This window comes from Rhizobium sp. SVR5-2C, from assembly GCF_056755115.1.
The window spans coordinates 12,996-30,191 of sequence record NZ_JBNDHT010000007.1; the positions used below are offsets into that span (position 1 = coordinate 12,996).

General features: G+C 60.7%; 17 protein-coding genes. 5 read left to right on the plus strand and 12 right to left on the minus strand.

The features are described from left to right. Positions 1 to 294 precede the first annotated feature (294 nt). The 7 genes from ACPYOI_RS03455 to ACPYOI_RS03485 form a co-directional block, all read right to left on the minus strand. Entirely contained in the window at positions 295 to 810 is a 516-nt protein-coding gene (locus ACPYOI_RS03455; RefSeq protein ID WP_481419899.1) for a Dps family protein, read from the minus strand. A gap of 107 nt (positions 811 to 917) precedes the next feature. After that, positions 918 to 1,856: an ATP-binding protein gene (locus tag ACPYOI_RS03460; RefSeq protein WP_481422543.1), complete on the minus strand. Its 939-nt coding sequence runs from the start codon at positions 1,854 to 1,856 to the stop codon at positions 918 to 920. Positions 1,857 to 2,124: 268 nt separating this feature from the next. Continuing rightward, on the minus strand, positions 2,125 to 4,332 hold the full coding sequence (locus tag ACPYOI_RS03465) for a xanthine dehydrogenase family protein molybdopterin-binding subunit (protein ID WP_481419897.1): 2,208 nt from the start codon (positions 4,330 to 4,332) through the stop codon (positions 2,125 to 2,127). Positions 4,333 to 4,336: 4 nt separating this feature from the next. Beyond that, the gene (locus tag ACPYOI_RS03470) at positions 4,337 to 4,792 is read right to left on the minus strand and encodes a (2Fe-2S)-binding protein (RefSeq protein ID WP_481419896.1); all 456 of its coding nucleotides are present in this window, start codon (positions 4,790 to 4,792) and stop codon (positions 4,337 to 4,339) included. Positions 4,793 to 4,882: 90 nt separating this feature from the next. After that, positions 4,883 to 5,800 carry an NADP-dependent oxidoreductase gene (locus ACPYOI_RS03475; RefSeq protein ID WP_481419895.1) on the minus strand — a complete coding sequence of 306 codons (918 nt, stop codon included), beginning with the start codon at positions 5,798 to 5,800 and terminating at the stop codon, positions 4,883 to 4,885. A 46-nt stretch (positions 5,801 to 5,846) separates the two neighbouring features. Beyond that, positions 5,847 to 6,476 carry an FMN-dependent NADH-azoreductase gene (locus ACPYOI_RS03480; RefSeq protein ID WP_481419894.1) on the minus strand — a complete coding sequence of 210 codons (630 nt, stop codon included), beginning with the start codon at positions 6,474 to 6,476 and terminating at the stop codon, positions 5,847 to 5,849. A 12-nt stretch (positions 6,477 to 6,488) separates the two neighbouring features. After that, positions 6,489 to 7,073, minus strand: coding sequence for a cytochrome P460 family protein (locus tag ACPYOI_RS03485; RefSeq protein WP_481419893.1), 585 nt, complete (start codon positions 7,071 to 7,073; stop codon positions 6,489 to 6,491). Between the two features lie 544 nt (positions 7,074 to 7,617). On the opposite strand from ACPYOI_RS03485, the gene ACPYOI_RS03490 reads away from it, so the two are divergent. Continuing rightward, positions 7,618 to 8,643, plus strand: a complete 1,026-nt coding sequence (locus ACPYOI_RS03490) for a sensor histidine kinase (RefSeq protein ID WP_481422544.1) — start codon at positions 7,618 to 7,620, stop codon at positions 8,641 to 8,643. 410 nt (positions 8,644 to 9,053) lie between these two features. Here ACPYOI_RS03490 and ACPYOI_RS03495 read toward each other — a convergent pair whose 3' ends face one another. Together ACPYOI_RS03495 and hppD are read right to left on the minus strand one after the other, a co-directional pair. Then, positions 9,054 to 9,458: a carboxymuconolactone decarboxylase family protein gene (locus ACPYOI_RS03495; RefSeq protein ID WP_481419561.1), complete on the minus strand. Its 405-nt coding sequence runs from the start codon at positions 9,456 to 9,458 to the stop codon at positions 9,054 to 9,056. A gap of 157 nt (positions 9,459 to 9,615) precedes the next feature. Further along, positions 9,616 to 10,728: a 4-hydroxyphenylpyruvate dioxygenase gene (gene hppD / locus ACPYOI_RS03500; RefSeq protein ID WP_481419560.1), complete on the minus strand. Its 1,113-nt coding sequence runs from the start codon at positions 10,726 to 10,728 to the stop codon at positions 9,616 to 9,618. 126 nt (positions 10,729 to 10,854) lie between these two features. Between hppD and ACPYOI_RS03505 the strand changes: the two genes are divergently transcribed. Beyond that, positions 10,855 to 11,334 carry an Lrp/AsnC family transcriptional regulator gene (locus ACPYOI_RS03505; protein ID WP_481419559.1) on the plus strand — a complete coding sequence of 160 codons (480 nt, stop codon included), beginning with the start codon at positions 10,855 to 10,857 and terminating at the stop codon, positions 11,332 to 11,334. Between the two features lie 6 nt (positions 11,335 to 11,340). Here the strand turns inward: ACPYOI_RS03505 and ACPYOI_RS03510 are convergent, their stop codons facing one another. Further along, the gene (locus tag ACPYOI_RS03510) at positions 11,341 to 11,790 is read right to left on the minus strand and encodes a MarR family winged helix-turn-helix transcriptional regulator (protein ID WP_481419558.1); all 450 of its coding nucleotides are present in this window, start codon (positions 11,788 to 11,790) and stop codon (positions 11,341 to 11,343) included. A 67-nt stretch (positions 11,791 to 11,857) separates the two neighbouring features. Between ACPYOI_RS03510 and hmgA the strand changes: the two genes are divergently transcribed. Genes hmgA through maiA form a run of 3 tightly spaced genes read left to right on the plus strand, consistent with a single transcriptional unit; the run spans position 11,858 to position 14,949 of the window. Beyond that, entirely contained in the window at positions 11,858 to 13,213 is a 1,356-nt protein-coding gene (gene hmgA / locus ACPYOI_RS03515) for a homogentisate 1,2-dioxygenase (protein ID WP_481419557.1), read from the plus strand. 58 nt (positions 13,214 to 13,271) lie between these two features. After that, the gene (locus tag ACPYOI_RS03520; RefSeq protein ID WP_481419556.1) at positions 13,272 to 14,288 is read left to right on the plus strand and encodes a fumarylacetoacetate hydrolase family protein; all 1,017 of its coding nucleotides are present in this window, start codon (positions 13,272 to 13,274) and stop codon (positions 14,286 to 14,288) included. Between the two features lie 10 nt (positions 14,289 to 14,298). Continuing rightward, the gene (gene maiA, locus ACPYOI_RS03525) at positions 14,299 to 14,949 is read left to right on the plus strand and encodes a maleylacetoacetate isomerase (protein WP_481419555.1); all 651 of its coding nucleotides are present in this window, start codon (positions 14,299 to 14,301) and stop codon (positions 14,947 to 14,949) included. Positions 14,950 to 14,958: 9 nt separating this feature from the next. Here the strand turns inward: maiA and ACPYOI_RS03530 are convergent, their stop codons facing one another. Both ACPYOI_RS03530 and ACPYOI_RS03535 read right to left on the minus strand, forming a co-directional pair. Next, a complete protein-coding gene (locus tag ACPYOI_RS03530) occupies positions 14,959 to 15,906 on the minus strand; it encodes a lytic transglycosylase domain-containing protein (protein WP_481422545.1) in 948 nt (315 codons plus the stop codon). A gap of 110 nt (positions 15,907 to 16,016) precedes the next feature. After that, positions 16,017 to 17,177, minus strand: a complete 1,161-nt coding sequence (locus ACPYOI_RS03535; RefSeq protein WP_481419553.1) for an aminotransferase — start codon at positions 17,175 to 17,177, stop codon at positions 16,017 to 16,019. Between the last annotated feature and the right edge of the window lie 19 nt (positions 17,178 to 17,196).

Below are 17,196 nucleotides of genomic sequence, written 5' to 3' on the forward strand. Positions count from 1 at the left end.
GTTTCAATGCCCGAGCCGGTCGATAAGGCTTCTCTCAATAGCGGTCATCGGCAACTTCGACTTAATCAGCCCGTCATGAGCCGGTCGCAGATCGCCCGAGCCGATGGATCGGGCATAGAGTCCGCAACATGGCAGCTCATGCTGGACTTCCGCTTATCGATGGACAGAACAGAACGTTCTGTAACCGCCAACAAAATGCCAATCCAAGGGAACCCAATGTCAAAGCTCAAGAGGGGATTTTTTGCGGGAGCGCATGCAACCACCCGCGCTGCGCGGGTGGGCGCGCGCTCGGGGTTAAGCTCTCCTGGTCGTCTCGAACAGGAACCATGTGCGACGTTCGGCCTCGTCGATCCAGTTTTCCATCAGGCTGGCCGTGGCGACATCGCCATGCTCGTCGCAGACATTGTGGGTCTGCCGCAGGCGTTGGGTAAGCACCAGGTTGTCTTCCTTCAGCTCGGCCAGCATGTCTTCGGGTGTGACGAAATCCGCATCATTGTCCTCGATATGCTTCTCCCTGGCGATGTGGCCGATCGAGCGGATCGTTGTGCCGCCGATCTTGCGCGCTCTTTCCGCGATTTCGTCCGTCATCGCGAAAATCTGCGCGGCCTGTTCGTCGAGAAGGAGGTGATAATCCCGGAAATGCGGGCCTGATATATGCCAATGGAAGTTTTTGGTCTTGACGTAAAGCGCGAACACGTCCGCCAGAAGCACAGTGAGAGCGGCCGAAATATCCTTGGTGGCATTGGAGCCGAGATTGCTCGGTGTGTCGAGCGGCGCCTCGCGCCGCTTTCTCGTGTCTTCCATACTCATTTTGATCCCTCATTCAGGTTTGATGCAGTCTTGGTGTTCGTCGCGGGATGGCTCCGAACAAGCAGTTTTGCGAAATTGGGTCTGCACGTTTGCGAGGTGCCGGCCCTTCACGTTAACGCGACATGGCCGGTCCGCCGTCGATGACTAGCCACGCCGGACCACGTCGCAGGGAGCATCATCATTCGCACCGCTGTTCCGATACCGACTGCGGACTCGATCTCGATAGCGCCGCCGCTCTCTTGAACGAATTGCCGCACTTGGCCGAGACCGAGACCCGAACCTTGCCCAACGGGCTTCGTCGTGAAATTGGTGTCGAACGCTCGCCTAAGCACGTCGTCTGTCATGCCGCTTCCGTTGTCCGCGACGATGATTTCTACCGCCCCAGTTACCGCTCCTGGACGCGGGACGCTGTTCTTCGCGGAGATTACGACCTCGCCACCGTCTTGCAGCGCCGCGCTCGCATTACGGCACAAGTTGAGAAGCGCGAAGTAAAGGTCCTCTGGATCGGTGGCAAAATCGGAGAGATCTTGGGCAATCTCAGTGCGAAGTGACCGACCGGGACCGATGGCGTGCCGCAAATCCTCCGTTGCCGCGACAAGGTCCCGCCGAGTCGTGATGTTCGCATGTCCATTTTGTTCAATAAAATTTCCACCTAAGAGTTTGCGACTCGAAACCGCGGCGCGCTGCACTGCGTGCCGCATTTGGTCGACAATCCGTTTCCTTCCCTCGACCTCCGTCTGGCGCTCCCAGAGCCGCAGCCCACAATCGATCGTGGCAAGGAGGTTTGTGATGTCGTGCAGAATCGCTTTGGCGGCCTCGCCTATGGCGGCGGGGTCTTGATCTTGCGTCAGCGGAATAGAGTGCGAGGCACTAGCCGGCGGTAAATTGCGGCACATCACGCCGGAAATTTCACGATCTCTGCCAAGCGCAGAGATCTCGACCTTCCTCACGGTTGGGGCGATGTCGCACTCAAGCGATGATAGATGCCGGACGTCGGTGTGAAAAATCCGAGGCGTGATGACTTCAATTACCTCGTTGCTTTGCATAGCGACCCTCCTAGCTTTTCAATCTAGCATCGTGTTCCGCGTGTCGATCGCGGTACTGAAAGTATTTGGTACGGCAATGCTTCGGAGAATGACCTTGCAACGCCGACGAGGGAAATCACCTCTTGCCATAGAGTCGATAGACGATCGTTATAGCCGGTCGCCGCACGGCGCTCTCGGACACGATTAGTCCGGCCAGTGTCGAGGCGCTCATGGGCTCCGGACTGTCATCCCCTGCGCGCCGCGAGGTGCACGGGATGACGCGCAAGGACTATGACGACGACTTCAGCAAATTTGTATCGATCGGCAGGCTGCGCACACGCTTGCTGGTCGCGGCGAAGATCGCATTTGTCACTGCAGCACTGACAATCGCTGTCGGAGCTTCGCCAACGCCACCTGGAGCTTCCGCGTTCTTAATCAAGTGCGTCTCCACCACCGGCACCTCGTCGATACGCATCGGCAGATAGCTGTCGAAATTGCTTTGCTCGACGCGTCCATCCTTGAAGGTGATCGAGCCATGCAGCGCAGCGGTCAGCCCGAAAAGCGTTCCACCTTGAATCTGTGCTTCGATCGTATCCGGATTGACGTACATGCCGCAGTCAATCGCACAGACGATCCGCTTGACCTCGACAGAGCCATCGGCCGCCACTTCGACCTCCGCGACCTGCGACGTATAACTTCCGTATGCGAATTGGACCGAAATCCCGCGGCCATGCCGTGCGGGGAGTGGTGATCCCCACCCAGCTTTTTCCGCGGCAAGCGACAGAACAGCAAGCGCTCGCGGATTGTGGCCGAGCAATCCCTTGCGATAAGCGACGGGATCCTGTTTCGCGGCATACGCGAGCTCATCTATGAAGCTTTCGACTACAAAAACATTGTGAGTGGGTCCGACACCGCGCCACCAAGAGGTCCGGACACCAGGGGGCTCGACCTGGACATAGTCGACGTGGATATTGGGCAGCGCATAGGGCGGCTCGGCCGCCGCTTCTACGGCATCGGGGTCCAATCCGTCCTTGAAGTAAGGGGGATAATAGCGAGCCATGACCGAGGAGCCGGCGATCCGATGCGTCCAGGCAACCGGCTTGCCGGCCGCATCAAGTCCGGCCGACAGCCGGTCGAGATAGTACGGCCGATACATATCGTGCTGGATGTCTTCCTCGCGGCTCCAGATCACCTTCACCGGACCATCGACGTGCTTGGCGATCTTGACGGCGAGGATCGTGCCATCGGGTTCCAGCCTTCGGCCGAAGCCACCGCCAATCAGATGATTGTGAATTTTGATTGCATCCTTTGGCAGGCCGGTGAGTTCGGCCACCTGAGACTGCGTGATCGTAGGCGCCTGTGTCCCGACCCAGATGTCGCAGCGATCCTTCTGCAGATGAACGGTGCAGTTCATCGGCTCCATCGCCGCGTGGGCCAGGAAAGGCACCTGATAGATGGCGTCTACCCGTTGCGCGGCCTCCGCAAGAGCCTTCCCTGCATCACCGACGTTACGGGCGACCACGCCCGGCTTTTGGGATTCCTCCTCCAATTGCTTGACGATATCGGCGTTGCTGACCTTGCCGTTCGGCCCGTCGTCCCACGTGATGGCGGCGGCCTCGAGCCCCTTCTTCGCCGCGCCCGTGTGATCCGCCACCACAGCAACGGCTTCATCGATGTTGACCACTCGCCGGACGCCCTTCACTGCCAGCGCGGCCTTCTCGTCCACCGTTTTCGCCTTGCCACCGAGCACGGGCGAAATAGCAACCGCTGCAACCTTCATACCCGGCAGTCGCGTATCGATACCGTAGAGCGCGCGCCCATCGACCTTTATCGGGGAATCCACGCGCTTGGCGCGCGTGCCGATCAGGGTGAAATCCTTCGGGTCCTTCAATTTGACGTTTGCCGCAGGCGGCACAGGCAATTTTGCCGCGGCCTTCGCAAGTTGGCCGTAGCTCAGATGCTTCGAGCCTGACGCATCGAACACAACGCCGTCCTTGGCGCGGCAAGTCGCTGGATCGACATTCCAGCGCTTTGCGGCTGCCGCAATCAGCAGATTACGACCCACTGCCCCTGCCTGACGCAGCGGTGTCCAGAAGGCGCGCACAGAGGCGGAACCACCTGTATTTTGAATGCCTATGATCGAATTGACGTAAAGCGCATGATTTGGCGGCGCATGCTGAACCTGAATCTGGTCGAGCTTCACTTCCAGTTCTTCGGCAAGAAGCATCGACAGCGACGTATAAACCCCCTGCCCCATCTCGACCATCGGCATGATCAGGGTCACGGCGCCGGTTGGATTGATCCGTATAAATCCGTTCGGCGCGAAAGTACCCGTGACCTCGTTTTCGACCACCTGCGAAGCAGGCGCCGCGAAGACGGACTCCGTGCTTGCACCGGTTAGCGCAAAACCAAGCAGCAAGCCTGCGCCCTGAAGAAAGGCGCGCCGCGGCATCGCTGTTTCATCGACAATCTGCTTTTTCAGAACAAGCTCATCCATGATTTCAAACTCCGGCAGCGTGCTTGATCGCAGCGCGGATGCGCTGATAGGTGCCGCATCGGCAGACATTGCCCGACATGGCGGCATCGATGTCGTCATCCGTCGGCTTCGGCGTGTCTTTCAGTAACGCCGCCGCCGACATGATCTGGCCGGACTGGCAGTAGCCGCACTGCACCACCTCCAGCTCCAGCCACGCCTTCTGCAAGGTCGCGCCCTGCGGTGTCTGGCCGATCGCCTCGATCGTGGTGACCGCGCTGTCGCCGACGCTGTCGACTGGCGTCTGGCACGAGCGGACCGCCTGGCCGTCGCGATGCACGGTGCAGGCGCCGCACAGCCCCTGGCCGCAGCCGAACTTGGTCCCGTTCATGCCGAGTACGTCGCGCAGCACCCACAAAAGCGGGATGTCGCCGTCGACGTCGACCTCATGGGGTGTGCCGTTGATCTTTAGCGTGAAAGCCATGCATGCCTCTCGGTGGCTGGGGCTGATAGGATGCAGCCCGCCGACATGACAGCGGTCGGCCGGCTGCGTGGATCAATGAGAGCGCGCCGTTCACGGACGAACGCGGATGACCGTCTTTCCCGAGCGTCGCTCGGTCGCGTTGAAGGCGGCGACGGCTTCGTCGAGGGTCGCGACGTTGCCGATGTTCGTCCGCAGTCGTCCGTCCCGCACCCGCTGGACGATCTCGCTTAGTTGAGCACGATCGGACTCGACAACGAAGTCGACCGCCAGACCATCGGCGGGCCGCGCCTCGGCTGGTCCGACGATGGTCACCAGTGTTCCTCCGGCTCGAACAAGCCCTGCGGACCGCTCCTGGATGTCGCCGCCGATGACATCGAACACCAGATCGACGCCACCGACGTCTTCGAGGACGTCATTGTCGAGGTCGACGAACTCCTGCGCGCCGAAGTCGAGGACCTTCTGACGGTCGGCGGCGCGTCCGGTGCCGATGACGTAGGCGCCGGCCTCACGCGCGAGCTGCGTCACCATCGTCCCGACTGCGCCGGCCGCGCCGTGCGCAAGGACACTCTGCCCCGCCTGAAGACGGCCGTGCTGGAACAGTCCCTGCCACGCGGTCAGGCCCGAGATCGGCAAGCTGGCGCCCACCGTGAAGTCGACGTCGCCTGGCAGCGGCGCAAGGTTGCGTGCCTCGATGGCCACAAACTCGGCCAGGGTGCCGTCGCGATGCCAGTCGGCGAGGCCGAACACACGCTGTCCCACCGACAGACCCGTCGTGCCATAGCCGAGGGCCGTGACCACTCCGGCCAGCTCGTGGCCAGGGATCGACGGTGTCCGGTCACGGTCGCGGCGATCGGTCCAGGTCGAGGGCCATGTCAGCTCGGTCGGGACGAATCCCGACGCATGAATCTGAACGATGACGTCGTTTATCGCCGCCTGCGGCTCGGGCCGCTCCGTCAGCTTCATCCCGGCCGTTCCAGCAGCCTGATCCGTTACCACGATTGCCTTCATGATAATTGTCTCCTCGGTTCATTCATCTCGGATGCGGCAACGCCCGTTACTCGATCGGACATGGAACCTCTCCCATGACCGTCAGGTCGATCGCAGCAAGCGCTTTGTCCCTCGCTAATATGGCCTGGTCCCGGTCGAGAAACGCGGTGGCCTGCATGGCGAAGAATTGCAGGGTTTTCAGCCCAGTGGAGCCCAGCACTGCCGACAGATACGGCGTGAGAAAATCGGGCTGATTGGCTTTCTCGCCGGCGAAGACGCCGCCGGAAGCGATACCGACGAACACCGGACGATCCGAGAGCATTCCCACTTTCCCTGCTCGCGTCGACTTGAAGGTGCGACCGGCGCGAAGGATTTGGTCGATCCAAGCTTTGAGGACCGAGGGAACGGTTAAGTTGTGCATGGGCGTTCCGATGACAATCACATCGGCCGCCTCGACTTCCTGAATAAGCACCTCGGAAAGATCAAGCGCGCCGCTCAGCGGGGCCGCCAAGGTGGCCGGCGACGACAGGGTCGTCGCGTAGTCGGGTGCGGCGTGCGGCAGGGGGTAAGCGCCGAAGTCGCGCCGGCTGATGCTCGCGCCGGGCGCAACCTCAAGGAGCTTTTTGACAATCGCCGCCGAAAGCTGGCGGCTGTGCGATTCTGGACGCGGGCTGCAATCAATATGGAGGATTTTCATGCCACGCTCCGCTTATTGCTTCAGGACCGGATAGCCGTCAGTGTAGATCCAGTCTGACTGTCGCGCCGGCTCGTGACAGGACTGACAGTCCGCCGTGTAGTCGGTGGATGTGGTCTTCTGGGGATCAGCTGCGTCGAACCAGGACCAACCCCAGCCGTCGCCCCAAAGCTTGTTTCCTGGAAATCGGCCGGCGCTGTCTTTCACCATGACGAACCAGCCGGCTAGGGTGCCGGCACTGCTTACGGTTCCGGTTGTCATATCGTTGGTAGTCGTATCGAATACTTCCTTCACGAGAACGGCGCCGTCGGGAAAGTGTCCGTCCTTGCGATATGCGGCGATGGTTCCGGGCGACGCATAGACCACGTGCAACTGTTTTGAGCCCGGACCGTCGTCTTTAGCCACTGCCCAGCTGCCCAGCACCTGATAAGCGGTCCGATAGTCGGAAGGCACGTGCAGATTTCCCTTGTCGTCGACAACAGCCGCAGCCGTTCCTTCGTATCGCGAGTGCTTATCCATCTGCGCATAGGTCGTAACGGCGCCGGCGCCGATCACGGACAATCCTGCCAGGGCAGCGCCCAAGGCAATGACGATTCTCATGGCAATGTTCCTATGTTGGTGAACCAGAAGCGTTCCTCGGCGTCCCTCGATGAGATCTCCGACGAAGGTAATTAGTTCTCGCAGGGCGGGACGAAGTTTTCCAATAGCTGAGATGTATCGTTTCCATAGCGGCGGGGAATGCTCGCGACGGCCCTCACGTGTCCTGGGCACCGGCGGCACCAACGACATCGGTTTCGCCCCATCACCGGCTTCCCGGCAGAAGATCTCGTAACCGTCAAAATCGGCCGTGCGGTCCACGTCACTGACCTTCGAGCTCGGATCGAGCGCGAAGGGACTCCAATAACGGCAGGCTATCGATTTTATGGCGAGAGGTGATTTCCCTTTCGGAGCGTGGGAACCCACTCTGCCATTCGACGCCACGCCAAAAAGCGACACGTTCTCCAAACGGATGGCTTCGGATCACGGAAAAGGAGGTTGATATGCAGAATGCGGATGGACGGAAGGCGACCGCCCCATGCTCGAAAGCCCTCCCGTTGTCGAGTTTCTTCCGCCAGACATCGTAGTACTCGCGGATGGTGCGGGCGTGGCTATCGGGCAGGGGCGCCTCTTCGCCGCCTCGGTGGGCCCTCGCGCGCGTCGCGAACAGCACCGATCGACGCCCGCGCTCCGGTCTGTTGACATCCCGTTAGTAGGCCCCAACGGAGAGGTCTCGGGAATTCTGCGCCGCGTCCTGCCCGTCGCTGAGTTTGGCGCCCTCTCGGCGCACCTCGAATCGGCCCGGCGCGGCTCCAGCGACGAGGTTACAAACTCTGTTGCGCATGATATGAACAATCTCCTGGCCGTGATCGACGGCGGCCTTGGCCTTCTGGAACACCAAAGCGACGCCGATACCCGCAGGGCGATCTTTACCCGCTTGCGCCGCGCAGTCGACAGAGGCGCAATTTTAACGCGAAGGCTCCTGGACCATGGAAGTCTAGCCCGTCGCGGCTATGCTGGCACGACGCCTACACAGCTGTCTGTCGCCATTGAGGCTTTGCGCTCGTCGTTGAGCGCGGACACACTGATGGAAATAGAGATCGAAGCCGGCCTGTGGCCGGTAAACGCTGATGCCGATGAGCTCTATTTTGCGTTGCTGAATTTGTGTCGAAACGCTGATGCAGCCACGCGCAAGGACGGCCTGATCGTTGTCTCCGCCGCGAATGTAGCTGCCCAATCGGACGGGCACGATGGAATGGTCGCAATCACAGTCCGCGACAACGGCTCAGGGATGACCGAGGAGGTCATGGGGCGCGCCTTCGAGCCGTATTTCACGACGAAGGAGGTTGGCGTCGGAACCGGCCTGGGACTTTCCCAAGTTCGTGCGTTTGTCGAGCGCCATGGGGGATATATTCACTTGCAGTCCGAGTTAGGCGTCGGAACCGCGGTCCACCTGATTTTCCCCCGTGTGCCGGACGAGGAGTCTGCTGCTCCGGCTCGGGAGCCGTACAGTGACGATAGGTACTCGCGCTCGGCTCTCTCGACTATCGGCTATAGCCCGTCGCTGAACGGGGGCGTCTTCCACATCGTACCCTCAAGAGGGGCCGGCGGGGTCGACGATATAAGACGCTAATTGGCACGATAGCCAATCTCATCTCGTTAGGCTCCGAGGACTGCCGTTGCGATGCCTCGCCCGATCGCACCCGTATCGAAAATTGGGAGCTTTCCGCGCCCATAAATTTTGGGGACATAACAAGCTGTCATTTGGGCCAATTCAAAGCGGACTTCATGTCGCCAAAAACCCCGGTTTTTCGAATTTTTGGGTCAAATCAAGTGGCAGGCTATAGGAGGTTCTGGAAACCAATGAATTTGACCCAGAACGCGTGAGTCTGACCTAAAACAGCTGATTTCGGGCGGTGTTGTTGGTTGCTTCCAAGTCAACGCGGGACCTCTGCATTGTTTGTGCCTGTTAACTGCGGTGACTTGACCGCAGTGGGTTTGGTTGCCGAACGGGCAGAGCGTGCCCTTCGTTGAGGGTTCGGCTTAGACCAAAAACTCTTTGTCGACGGGAATTTGCATCGCGTTGACTAGGTGATTGGTCTGTCCCGCCAACCCGATGACCGCAAGCAACTCTGCGTGCTGAGCTTCCGTCATTCCGCGCGCCTTTGCCGCTGCCGTGTGGGAATGGACGCAGTAGGTGCAACCGTTCGCCGTCGAGACGGCGATGTAGATCATCTCTCGTGTAAGGGGATCTAAAGCACCCTCGGCTGTCATGACAGCCTTCAGTCCTTCCCAGGTCCGCTTCAACAGAACAGGGTCATTGGCGAGACCGCGCCAGAAATTGTTCACAAAATCTGATTTTCTGGTTGTCCGTATATCATCGAAGACTTCCTTCAATGCCGGCACTGCGTTTACTTCCGCATCGGTAAGCAGCTTGACGGTGGCCATGGCAGTTCCTTTTCGAGATCAATGGACCGCAGCATACATGATCTCTCCCTCGGTTAATCGGCGTGTGGCGATCTGACCCATCCTGCACCGCCGACCATGCAAAAGCGGCGATCCCTGATCGCCGCTTTTGCAGTCGTTCCCCAGCCGGAGTTGCGTTTTATTCGGCGGCGGTGGGACGAAGCACGCCGCGCCGGATCTGATCGGCCTCGATGGATTCGAACAGGGCGCGGAAGTTTCCTTCGCCGAAGCCCTCGTCTCCCTTTCGCTGAATGAACTCGAAGAAGATCGGGCCGATCACGGTTCTCGAGAAGATCTGCAGCAGGATGCGGGTCGTGCCGCCATCCACCACCCCCTCGCCGTCGATCAGGATGCCGTGCTGCTTCATCCGCTCGATCGGCTCGTCATGGCCGTGCACGCGGTCGTGCGAGAGTTCGTAGTATGTTTCCGGCGGGCCGGGCATGAATTTCAGGCCGTTATCGGCCAGCTTGTCGGTCGCGTCGTAAATTTCCTCCGTACCGACGGCGATGTGCTGGATGCCCTCGCCCTTGTATTTCCGCAGATACTCCTCGATCTGGCTGGTATCGTCCTTGGACTCGTTCAGCGGAATGCGGATCTTGCCGCAGGGCGAGGTGATCGCCCGGCTCACCAGCCCGGTAATGCGGCCGTCGATATTGAAGAAGTGGATCTGCTTGAAATTGAATAGCTCGCGATAGAAATCCCACCACTTGTCCATATTGCCGCGATAGACGTTATGGGTCAGATGATCGAGATAGTAGAAGCCGACCCCCTGCGGCTTCGGATCGCGTTCGCCCAGCCATTCGAAATCCGCGTCATAAAGCGATCCCTTCTCGCCGTAGGTCTCGACGAAATAAAGCAGCGAACCGCCGATCCCGACGATTGCCGGAATGTCGATGGTCTTGTCCTCGCCCTCATAGGGCGTAGCACCCTTTGACACCGCATGCTCGAACGCATGCCTTGCGTCAGAAACGCGCCAGGCCATGGACGGCGCGCAGGGGCCATGTTTGTCGACGAAGCGCATCGCATGGCTGCCGGGCTCGGCATTGATCAGATAGTTGATGCTGCCCTGGCGCCAGACGGTGATGTCCTTCGTGCGGTGCTTGGCAGCGCAAATGTACCCCATGCGGGCGAAGAGCTCGCGAAGCTTTTCCGGCTCGGGATGGGCAAATTCGACGAACTCGAAGCCGTCCGTGCCGGCCGGGTTGTCGGCGGTAATGCCTGTCGGCGGTGCGTCATGCGGGAAAGGGCCCATTGTTCTCTCCTCCGAGATGGATTTTGAACAATTATGGCGCAGTTCGCATGCATTGTACTTGCATTCCCGCGGACTTCCGCCATTTCAATACACGGTTCATGCATGGAATGAAGGAAATGCGCACAGATGGAACAGATTGACGGATATGACCTGAAAATTCTCGCGGAATTGCAGCGTGACGGCCGCCTGACCAATAATGAGCTGTCCGAATTGATCGCGCTCTCGCCCTCGCAATGCTCGCGCCGGCGCGCGAGACTGGAGGCGGAAGGCTTTATCCAAAGCTACCGGGCGGTATTGGATCGCGGCAGGCTGGGATTCGATCTTATGGTGGTCATCGCCGTCACGCTCGCCACCCACAATCGCGACAACGCCAAGCGTTTCGCGGCACTGATTGCCAACCTGCCGGAGGTGCTGGAATGTTTCGCCCTGACCGGCGAAATGGACTACCATCTCAAGGTCGTAACACCTGATCTCGCCGGGCTTTCGCATTTCGTCAACGACGTGCTGCTACCGCACGACAGCGTTCAGCATGTGAAGACATCGATCGTGCTTCAAACGCTGAAAGACTTTCAGGGTCTGCCGGTGCGTCAGCGCAGCAGGCAGTGACCGGGCTCAGCGGTGCCGCTTGGTCATGACGGCTTCAACGGCCGCAAGACCGGAAGCAAGCGCCCGAAGACCGTCCTCGCCGAGAAGCGACGCCAGTTCCGCCGAGTATCGGCCTGCCAGAACGGTCAATTCGCGATAGGCTTTGCTTCCCGCCGGCGTCAATTCGAGGTGCTCGACACGGCGGTCTTGCTCGTCTTGCGTCCGCTTCAGCCACCGGCGCTTCTCAAGCGCATAGACCGCCCGGCTGACCTTGGTCTTGTGCATGGTGGAGTGAACGCCGACCTCCGTCGCCGTCATGCGCCCGGAACTTCCGAGCGCTGCAAGCGTGCGCCACTCCGGCCGCGTCAGGCCGTACTCGGCCTTGTAGGCCGCCGCAAAGCGCAGGGCGATAAACTCCGCAGCCCGATTGAGCCGAAACGGCAGGAATTGGTCGAGATCGAACTCGCGGGCGTCCATGGTTTCCTTGATAGTTACAAAATCGATAGTTACGTTTGTAACCATGATGACGGAGGAGAGGCAAGCCATGCTGGACAAAGCGAGGAGCACGGCGGTCGATGCCGTTGCGGACGAGCCGCAATATATGCCGGGCTTCGGCAACGATTTCGAGACGGAGTCCCTGCCCGGCGCCTTGCCGCAGGGCCAGAACAGCCCGCAGAAATGCAACTACGGTCTCTATGCCGAGCAATTGTCAGGCTCGCCCTTCACCGCACCGCGCGGCACCAATGAGCGCTCGTGGCTCTATCGCATTCGCCCGAGCGTGCGGCATACCGGCCGTTTTTCCAATGCGGATTACCCGTTCTGGAAATCGGCACCTTGCCTTGACGATCATTCGCTGCCGCTCGGTCAACTGCGGTGGAGCCCGATCCCTTCGCCGGCGAAAGAACTCGACTTTCTTGCCGGCCTCAGGACGATGACGGCCGCCGGCGACGTCATGACCCAGGTCGGCATGGCGGCGCACGCCTATGTCTTCAATGCCGACATGATCGACGATTACTTCTTCAATGCCGATGGGGAATTGCTGGTCGTGCCGCAGCTTGGTGCCATCCGCATCTTCACCGAAATGGGCATCATCGACATCGAGCCTTCCGAGATCTGCCTTATCCCACGCGGCATGATCTTCAAGGTAACCCGCCTCGGGGACGGTCGGGAATGGCGCGGCTATATCTGCGAGAACTATGGTGCCAAGTTCACGCTGCCCGATCGCGGGCCGATCGGGGCGAATTGCCTTGCCAACCCGCGCGACTTCAAGACGCCGGTCGCCGCCTACGAGGACAAGGAGACGCCGTGCCGGCTGCACGTCAAATGGTGCGGCAAGTTCTACGTGACCGAGATCGGCCATTCGCCGCTGGATGTGGTGGCGTGGCACGGCAACTACGCGCCGTTCAAATACGATCTGCGCACGTTCGCGCCGGTCGGCGCGATCCTCTTCGATCACCCGGATCCGTCGATCTTCACCGTACTGACGGCGCCTTCGGGAGAGGCGGGAACCGCCAATGTCGACTTCGTCATCTTTCCGCCGCGCTGGCTGGTGGCCGAACACACGTTTCGTCCGCCCTGGTACCATCGCAACATCATGAGCGAATTCATGGGCCTGATCCATGGTCAGTACGACGCCAAGGAAGAGGGTTTCGTGCCGGGCGGGATGAGCCTACATAACATGATGCTGCCGCACGGGCCGGATGCGATGGGCTTCGAGAAGGCCTCGAACGCCGAGCTCAAGCCAGTGAAGCTGGACCATACGATGGCTTTCATGTTCGAGACGCGTTTTCCGCAGCAGCTGACACGATATGCAGCCGAGCTTGAGACGCGGCAGGACAACTATCTCGAATGCTGGGACGGGCTGGAGCGCAGGTTCGACGGGACGCCGGGCATCAAGTGAAGGCTGTTCGTGAGGGGCCGGCGTTCCGGCTGATCATTCAAGACGGAATTTGAAAAAGATGAAACTTGCGACGCTCAAGGACTCTACGCGAGATGGCCGTCTGGTCGTCGTCTCCAGGGATCTCACCCGATGCTCCGAGGTCGGTCATATCACTCGGACCATGCAGGCGGCGCTGGACGACTGGGCCCATGTGGCTCCGCGTCTTGCGCGCGTCGCGAAGGGTCTGGAGACCGGCGCGCAACCATTCATACGGTTTCACGAACACGAGGCCGCATCGCCACTGCCGCGCGCCTATCAGTGGGCGGATGGCTCGGCCTATGTCAACCACGTCGAACTGGTCCGCAAGGCGCGCAACGCCGAGATGCCGGCAAGCTTCTGGACCGAGCCGTTGATGTACCAGGGCGGCTCCGATTCATTCCTCGCGCCGCGCGATCCGATCGTCATGCCTGACGATACCTATGGCATCGACATGGAAGCGGAGATCGCCGTCGTCCTCGATGACGTGCCTATGGGAGCGACGATCGACGAAGCGCGCGCCGCGACCCGTCTTGTGATGCTCGTCAACGACGTTTCACTGCGGGCGCTGATCCCCGCGGAGCTGGCGAAGGGCTTCGGATTCTTCCAGTCGAAGCCCTCCTCGGCCTTTTCGCCGGTCGCAGTAACGCCAGACGAGCTTGGCGACGCATGGGACGGCGGAAAACTCCATCTGCCGCTGCACGTCGACCTCAACGGCGAACCCTTCGGACGCGCCAATGCCGGTATCGACATGACGTTCGATTTCGGGGAGCTCATCGTCCATGCCAGCAAGACCCGGCCGCTCAGCGCCGGCACCATCATCGGTTCGGGCACCGTCTCCAACAAGCTGGACGGCAGGCAGGGCAAGCCGGTGGGCCAAGGCGGCGTCGGCTATTCCTGCATTGCCGAAATCCGCATGATCGAAACGATCGAGACCGGCGCACCCGTAACACCGTTCATGATGTTCGGCGATACGGTTCGTATCGAGATGAAGGACGCGGCCGGGCACTCGATCTTCGGCGCCATCGAACAGACCGTGACGCGATATGACAGAAACTGAGGCGGCTTTGATGAGCGAAACGGTTCTTTTCGACTATTGGCGCTCTTCGGCAAGCTACCGCGTCCGGATCGCGCTCAATATGCTGGCGATCCCGTACCGGTCCGTTGCTGTCGATCTCCTGGCCAAGGAACACAAGCAGGCGGCTCATCTGGCGCGAAACCCTCAAGGGCTGGTCCCTACGCTTTCGATCGACGGACAGATGCTAACGCAGTCTCTCGCCATCATCGAATATCTTGCGGAAACGCGGCCTCAGGCTGGCTTTCTGCCTGCAGACATCTTGGGCCGCCAGCGCGTCAGAGCCCTTTCCTATGCCATCGCGATGGAGATTCATCCGGTTTGCAATCTCGGCGTCGTTTCCCACATCATGGAGCAGTCGGACGATCCGGACGCTGCCCGGATAGCATGGATGGGCAAGTTCATCCGTGAGGGGCTTGAGGCCTTCGAGCGGATATTGGACAGACCGGAAACCGGGGAATTTTGCCACGGGGACAGCCCTACCATGGCCGATCTCTGCCTCGTGCCGCAGATCTACAACGGCCGCCGCTGGAAGGTCGATCTTTCTGCCTGCCCGCACGCCACGGCGATCGCGGAAAAATGCGGGCGTCTGCCCGCCTTTGCCGCCGCCCATCCCGACCAGGCACGAAAGAGTACCGCTCTTTAGCAGCCATCTTCAGTTGTTCTTGAACACCAGGCAGACGCCGCCGCTCTTGCGCACCTCCTGGCAGACCTGATTTGCCTCGGCCCGTGTCTGACGCCCAACGCGGGCGACGTATCGAGGCCGGTAACCGAAGCTGCGGTCGCGTTGGCGCAGAATGAGTGGCCTTTCAGAGTTCAAGGGTGACGGCAGCTTGCTGATATCCTGCAGGAAAAGACTGCGGGCGGCCGATGGGTCGAAGTGAGCGGCGAGTTGCGCGCCCCAGGGCGCCCATACGCCTTCGGGCTGCCAGGGATCACTCTTGAAACGGCGGCTCTCGGCAAGGGCAATACAGGCGTCCAGGAAAGGCTTGTCCTTGTCGAGTTCGGGTGCCGGTTTCTCTGGTGGCCTGTCTTTCCACTCTTCGATGGTGTGCGCCGTTATCGCGGTGACATAGCTCCGCGTTTCGAACGGCAAAGCGCCGGCATCGAGGAAAGCCGCCAGACCATCCTCGCCGGCATTATAGGCGGCCGCGGCAAAGCCGAGATTACCGAAACGGTTGCGCAGGTCATTGAGATAGGCTGCCGATGCCTGCAGCGCGCTGAGCGCGTCATAACTGTTCTCCAGCCCCCGCAGTTTGGCGGTGCCCGGCATGAACTGCGCAATCCCCTCAGCGCCCTTTGGGCTCAGCGCGTCGGGCCGAAACCGGCTTTCGCGCCAGATCAGCCGCGCGAAATAATCCGGAGGAAGCTGGTTGGCGCGCGCGAAGTGATCGATGGCCGTGCAGATATCCGCGCTGTAGCTGTCCTTTCGCACGCAAAAGGTGGGGCTGCCGGCGGCCGCCTCCAGAGAGTAAAGACATGCCGGCGGGGCAGGCTTCCCTTCGGGCTGGGAATACCCCGGACTGGCGAGCAAGGCGGCAACGAACGCGCCCGCCATTGGCGCAAGTCTTCCGGCTGTCGCCTTGCGCATGAAGCGCCTCATCCGGTGCCTCTCCCAAACTCCATCGGATCGTCGCGCCGAGACTATCAAAATGAAGTGGAGACCGCCATTGCCGCGATCAAGGAATCAATGGCCTTTGGCTAGGTCATCGGTCAGAAACGCTCGCGCAAAAGGCCGATTGCATCGGCGTCGGCATTTGCAAAGGCAAGCCGAAGATAGCCGTCTTGACCTTCGCCGAAATAGCTTCCCGGGATGCAGACGACGCCCGCTTCTTTCGCAAGCCTTTCCGCCACCGTTACCGAAGGCGTGTCGCCGTACGGATGGCGGATGAAGGCGAAGTAAGCGCCGATCGCGGCGATCGACCAGCCGTTCGTTGCCGCCATGACCGCTTTCAGTGCGTCGGCGCGGCGGGTGATTTCCAGCCGGTTTGCGGCGCGCCAGTCCGCCAGGATGGGAAGCGCCGTCGCGACCGCAACCTGAGCGGCTCGCGGGGCGCAAATCTGCATATTGTCCATGATCTTGGCGATCTCGGCCACGATGCGCGGGCCGGCTGTGATGGCGCCGAGCCGGTGTCCCGGGATGCAGAAGGACTTGGAGAAGCTGTAGAGAAGGACCAGCGTCTCCTCCCAGCCGTCGATGGAGAGCAGGTCATGCGGCGCTCCGCGATCGGCGGGAAGGAAGTCACGATAGGTCTCGTCCAATATCAGCCACGCCCCGTGCTTTCGGCAGAGATGAAAGAGCTCGCGGAGCAGCGCCGGCGGGTAGACGGCACCGGTCGGATTGTTCGGCGTGACGACCGCAAGAGCCCTTGCGCCCGACGACAATGCCCGTTCGGCGGAAGCCAGATCCGGCAGGAAGCCGTTTGCGGCATCGCATTCGACGAGCACCCGACCAATGCCCAGCATCGAGAGCGTGGTCTCGTGGTTGAAATAGAAGGGATTGGTCAGCCCGATCGTTTCGCCTGCCTGAGCGAGTGCAATGACGGAGCACATGAAGGCCTGGTTGCAGCCTGACGTAATGTGGATGTTGGCGGCGGAAACGCTCGCGCCATAAACATCCGACATATGCGCCGCATAAGCCTTCCTCAGGACCTCCTCACCTTCGATGGCACCATAGCCCGTCATTGCGGGAGAAGCGGCCGTCTCGCCGAGAAGCCGCAGCATTTCCGGATGCGCCGGGTAGCCGGGCACCGCCTGCGACAGGTCAAGCAGCGGCCCCCTGCTGCCGTCATATTCGCGCGCCCAGGCAAGCACGGAGGGAATCGGCGGAGGCGACAAACGGGCGACAAGCGGGTTTGGGCGGGCGACGGACATGCGCGGTTCCTTCAAAGAT

What these genes read in the sequence shown, in the direction of transcription:
- ACPYOI_RS03455 (WP_481419899.1), bottom strand. Translation starts at nt 810, where the DNA reads ATGAGTATGGAAGACACGAGAAAGCGGCGCGAGGCGCCGCTCGACACA.
- ACPYOI_RS03535 (WP_481419553.1), bottom strand. Translation starts at nt 17,177, where the DNA reads ATGTCCGTCGCCCGCCCAAACCCGCTTGTCGCCCGTTTGTCGCCTCCG.
- ACPYOI_RS03510 (WP_481419558.1), bottom strand. Translation starts at nt 11,790, where the DNA reads ATGGACGCCCGCGAGTTCGATCTCGACCAATTCCTGCCGTTTCGGCTC.
- ACPYOI_RS03470 (WP_481419896.1), bottom strand. Translation starts at nt 4,792, where the DNA reads ATGGCTTTCACGCTAAAGATCAACGGCACACCCCATGAGGTCGACGTC.
- ACPYOI_RS03460 (WP_481422543.1), bottom strand. Translation starts at nt 1,856, where the DNA reads ATGCAAAGCAACGAGGTAATTGAAGTCATCACGCCTCGGATTTTTCAC.
- ACPYOI_RS03530 (WP_481422545.1), bottom strand. Translation starts at nt 15,906, where the DNA reads ATGAGGCGCTTCATGCGCAAGGCGACAGCCGGAAGACTTGCGCCAATG.
- ACPYOI_RS03480 (WP_481419894.1), bottom strand. Translation starts at nt 6,476, where the DNA reads ATGAAAATCCTCCATATTGATTGCAGCCCGCGTCCAGAATCGCACAGC.
- ACPYOI_RS03475 (WP_481419895.1), bottom strand. Translation starts at nt 5,800, where the DNA reads ATGAAGGCAATCGTGGTAACGGATCAGGCTGCTGGAACGGCCGGGATG.
- maiA (WP_481419555.1), top strand. Translation starts at nt 14,299, where the DNA reads ATGAGCGAAACGGTTCTTTTCGACTATTGGCGCTCTTCGGCAAGCTAC.
- ACPYOI_RS03465 (WP_481419897.1), bottom strand. Translation starts at nt 4,332, where the DNA reads ATGGATGAGCTTGTTCTGAAAAAGCAGATTGTCGATGAAACAGCGATG.
- ACPYOI_RS03520 (WP_481419556.1), top strand. Translation starts at nt 13,272, where the DNA reads ATGAAACTTGCGACGCTCAAGGACTCTACGCGAGATGGCCGTCTGGTC.
- ACPYOI_RS03505 (WP_481419559.1), top strand. Translation starts at nt 10,855, where the DNA reads ATGGAACAGATTGACGGATATGACCTGAAAATTCTCGCGGAATTGCAG.
- ACPYOI_RS03485 (WP_481419893.1), bottom strand. Translation starts at nt 7,073, where the DNA reads ATGAGAATCGTCATTGCCTTGGGCGCTGCCCTGGCAGGATTGTCCGTG.
- ACPYOI_RS03495 (WP_481419561.1), bottom strand. Translation starts at nt 9,458, where the DNA reads ATGGCCACCGTCAAGCTGCTTACCGATGCGGAAGTAAACGCAGTGCCG.
- hppD (WP_481419560.1), bottom strand. Translation starts at nt 10,728, where the DNA reads ATGGGCCCTTTCCCGCATGACGCACCGCCGACAGGCATTACCGCCGAC.
- hmgA (WP_481419557.1), top strand. Translation starts at nt 11,858, where the DNA reads ATGCTGGACAAAGCGAGGAGCACGGCGGTCGATGCCGTTGCGGACGAG.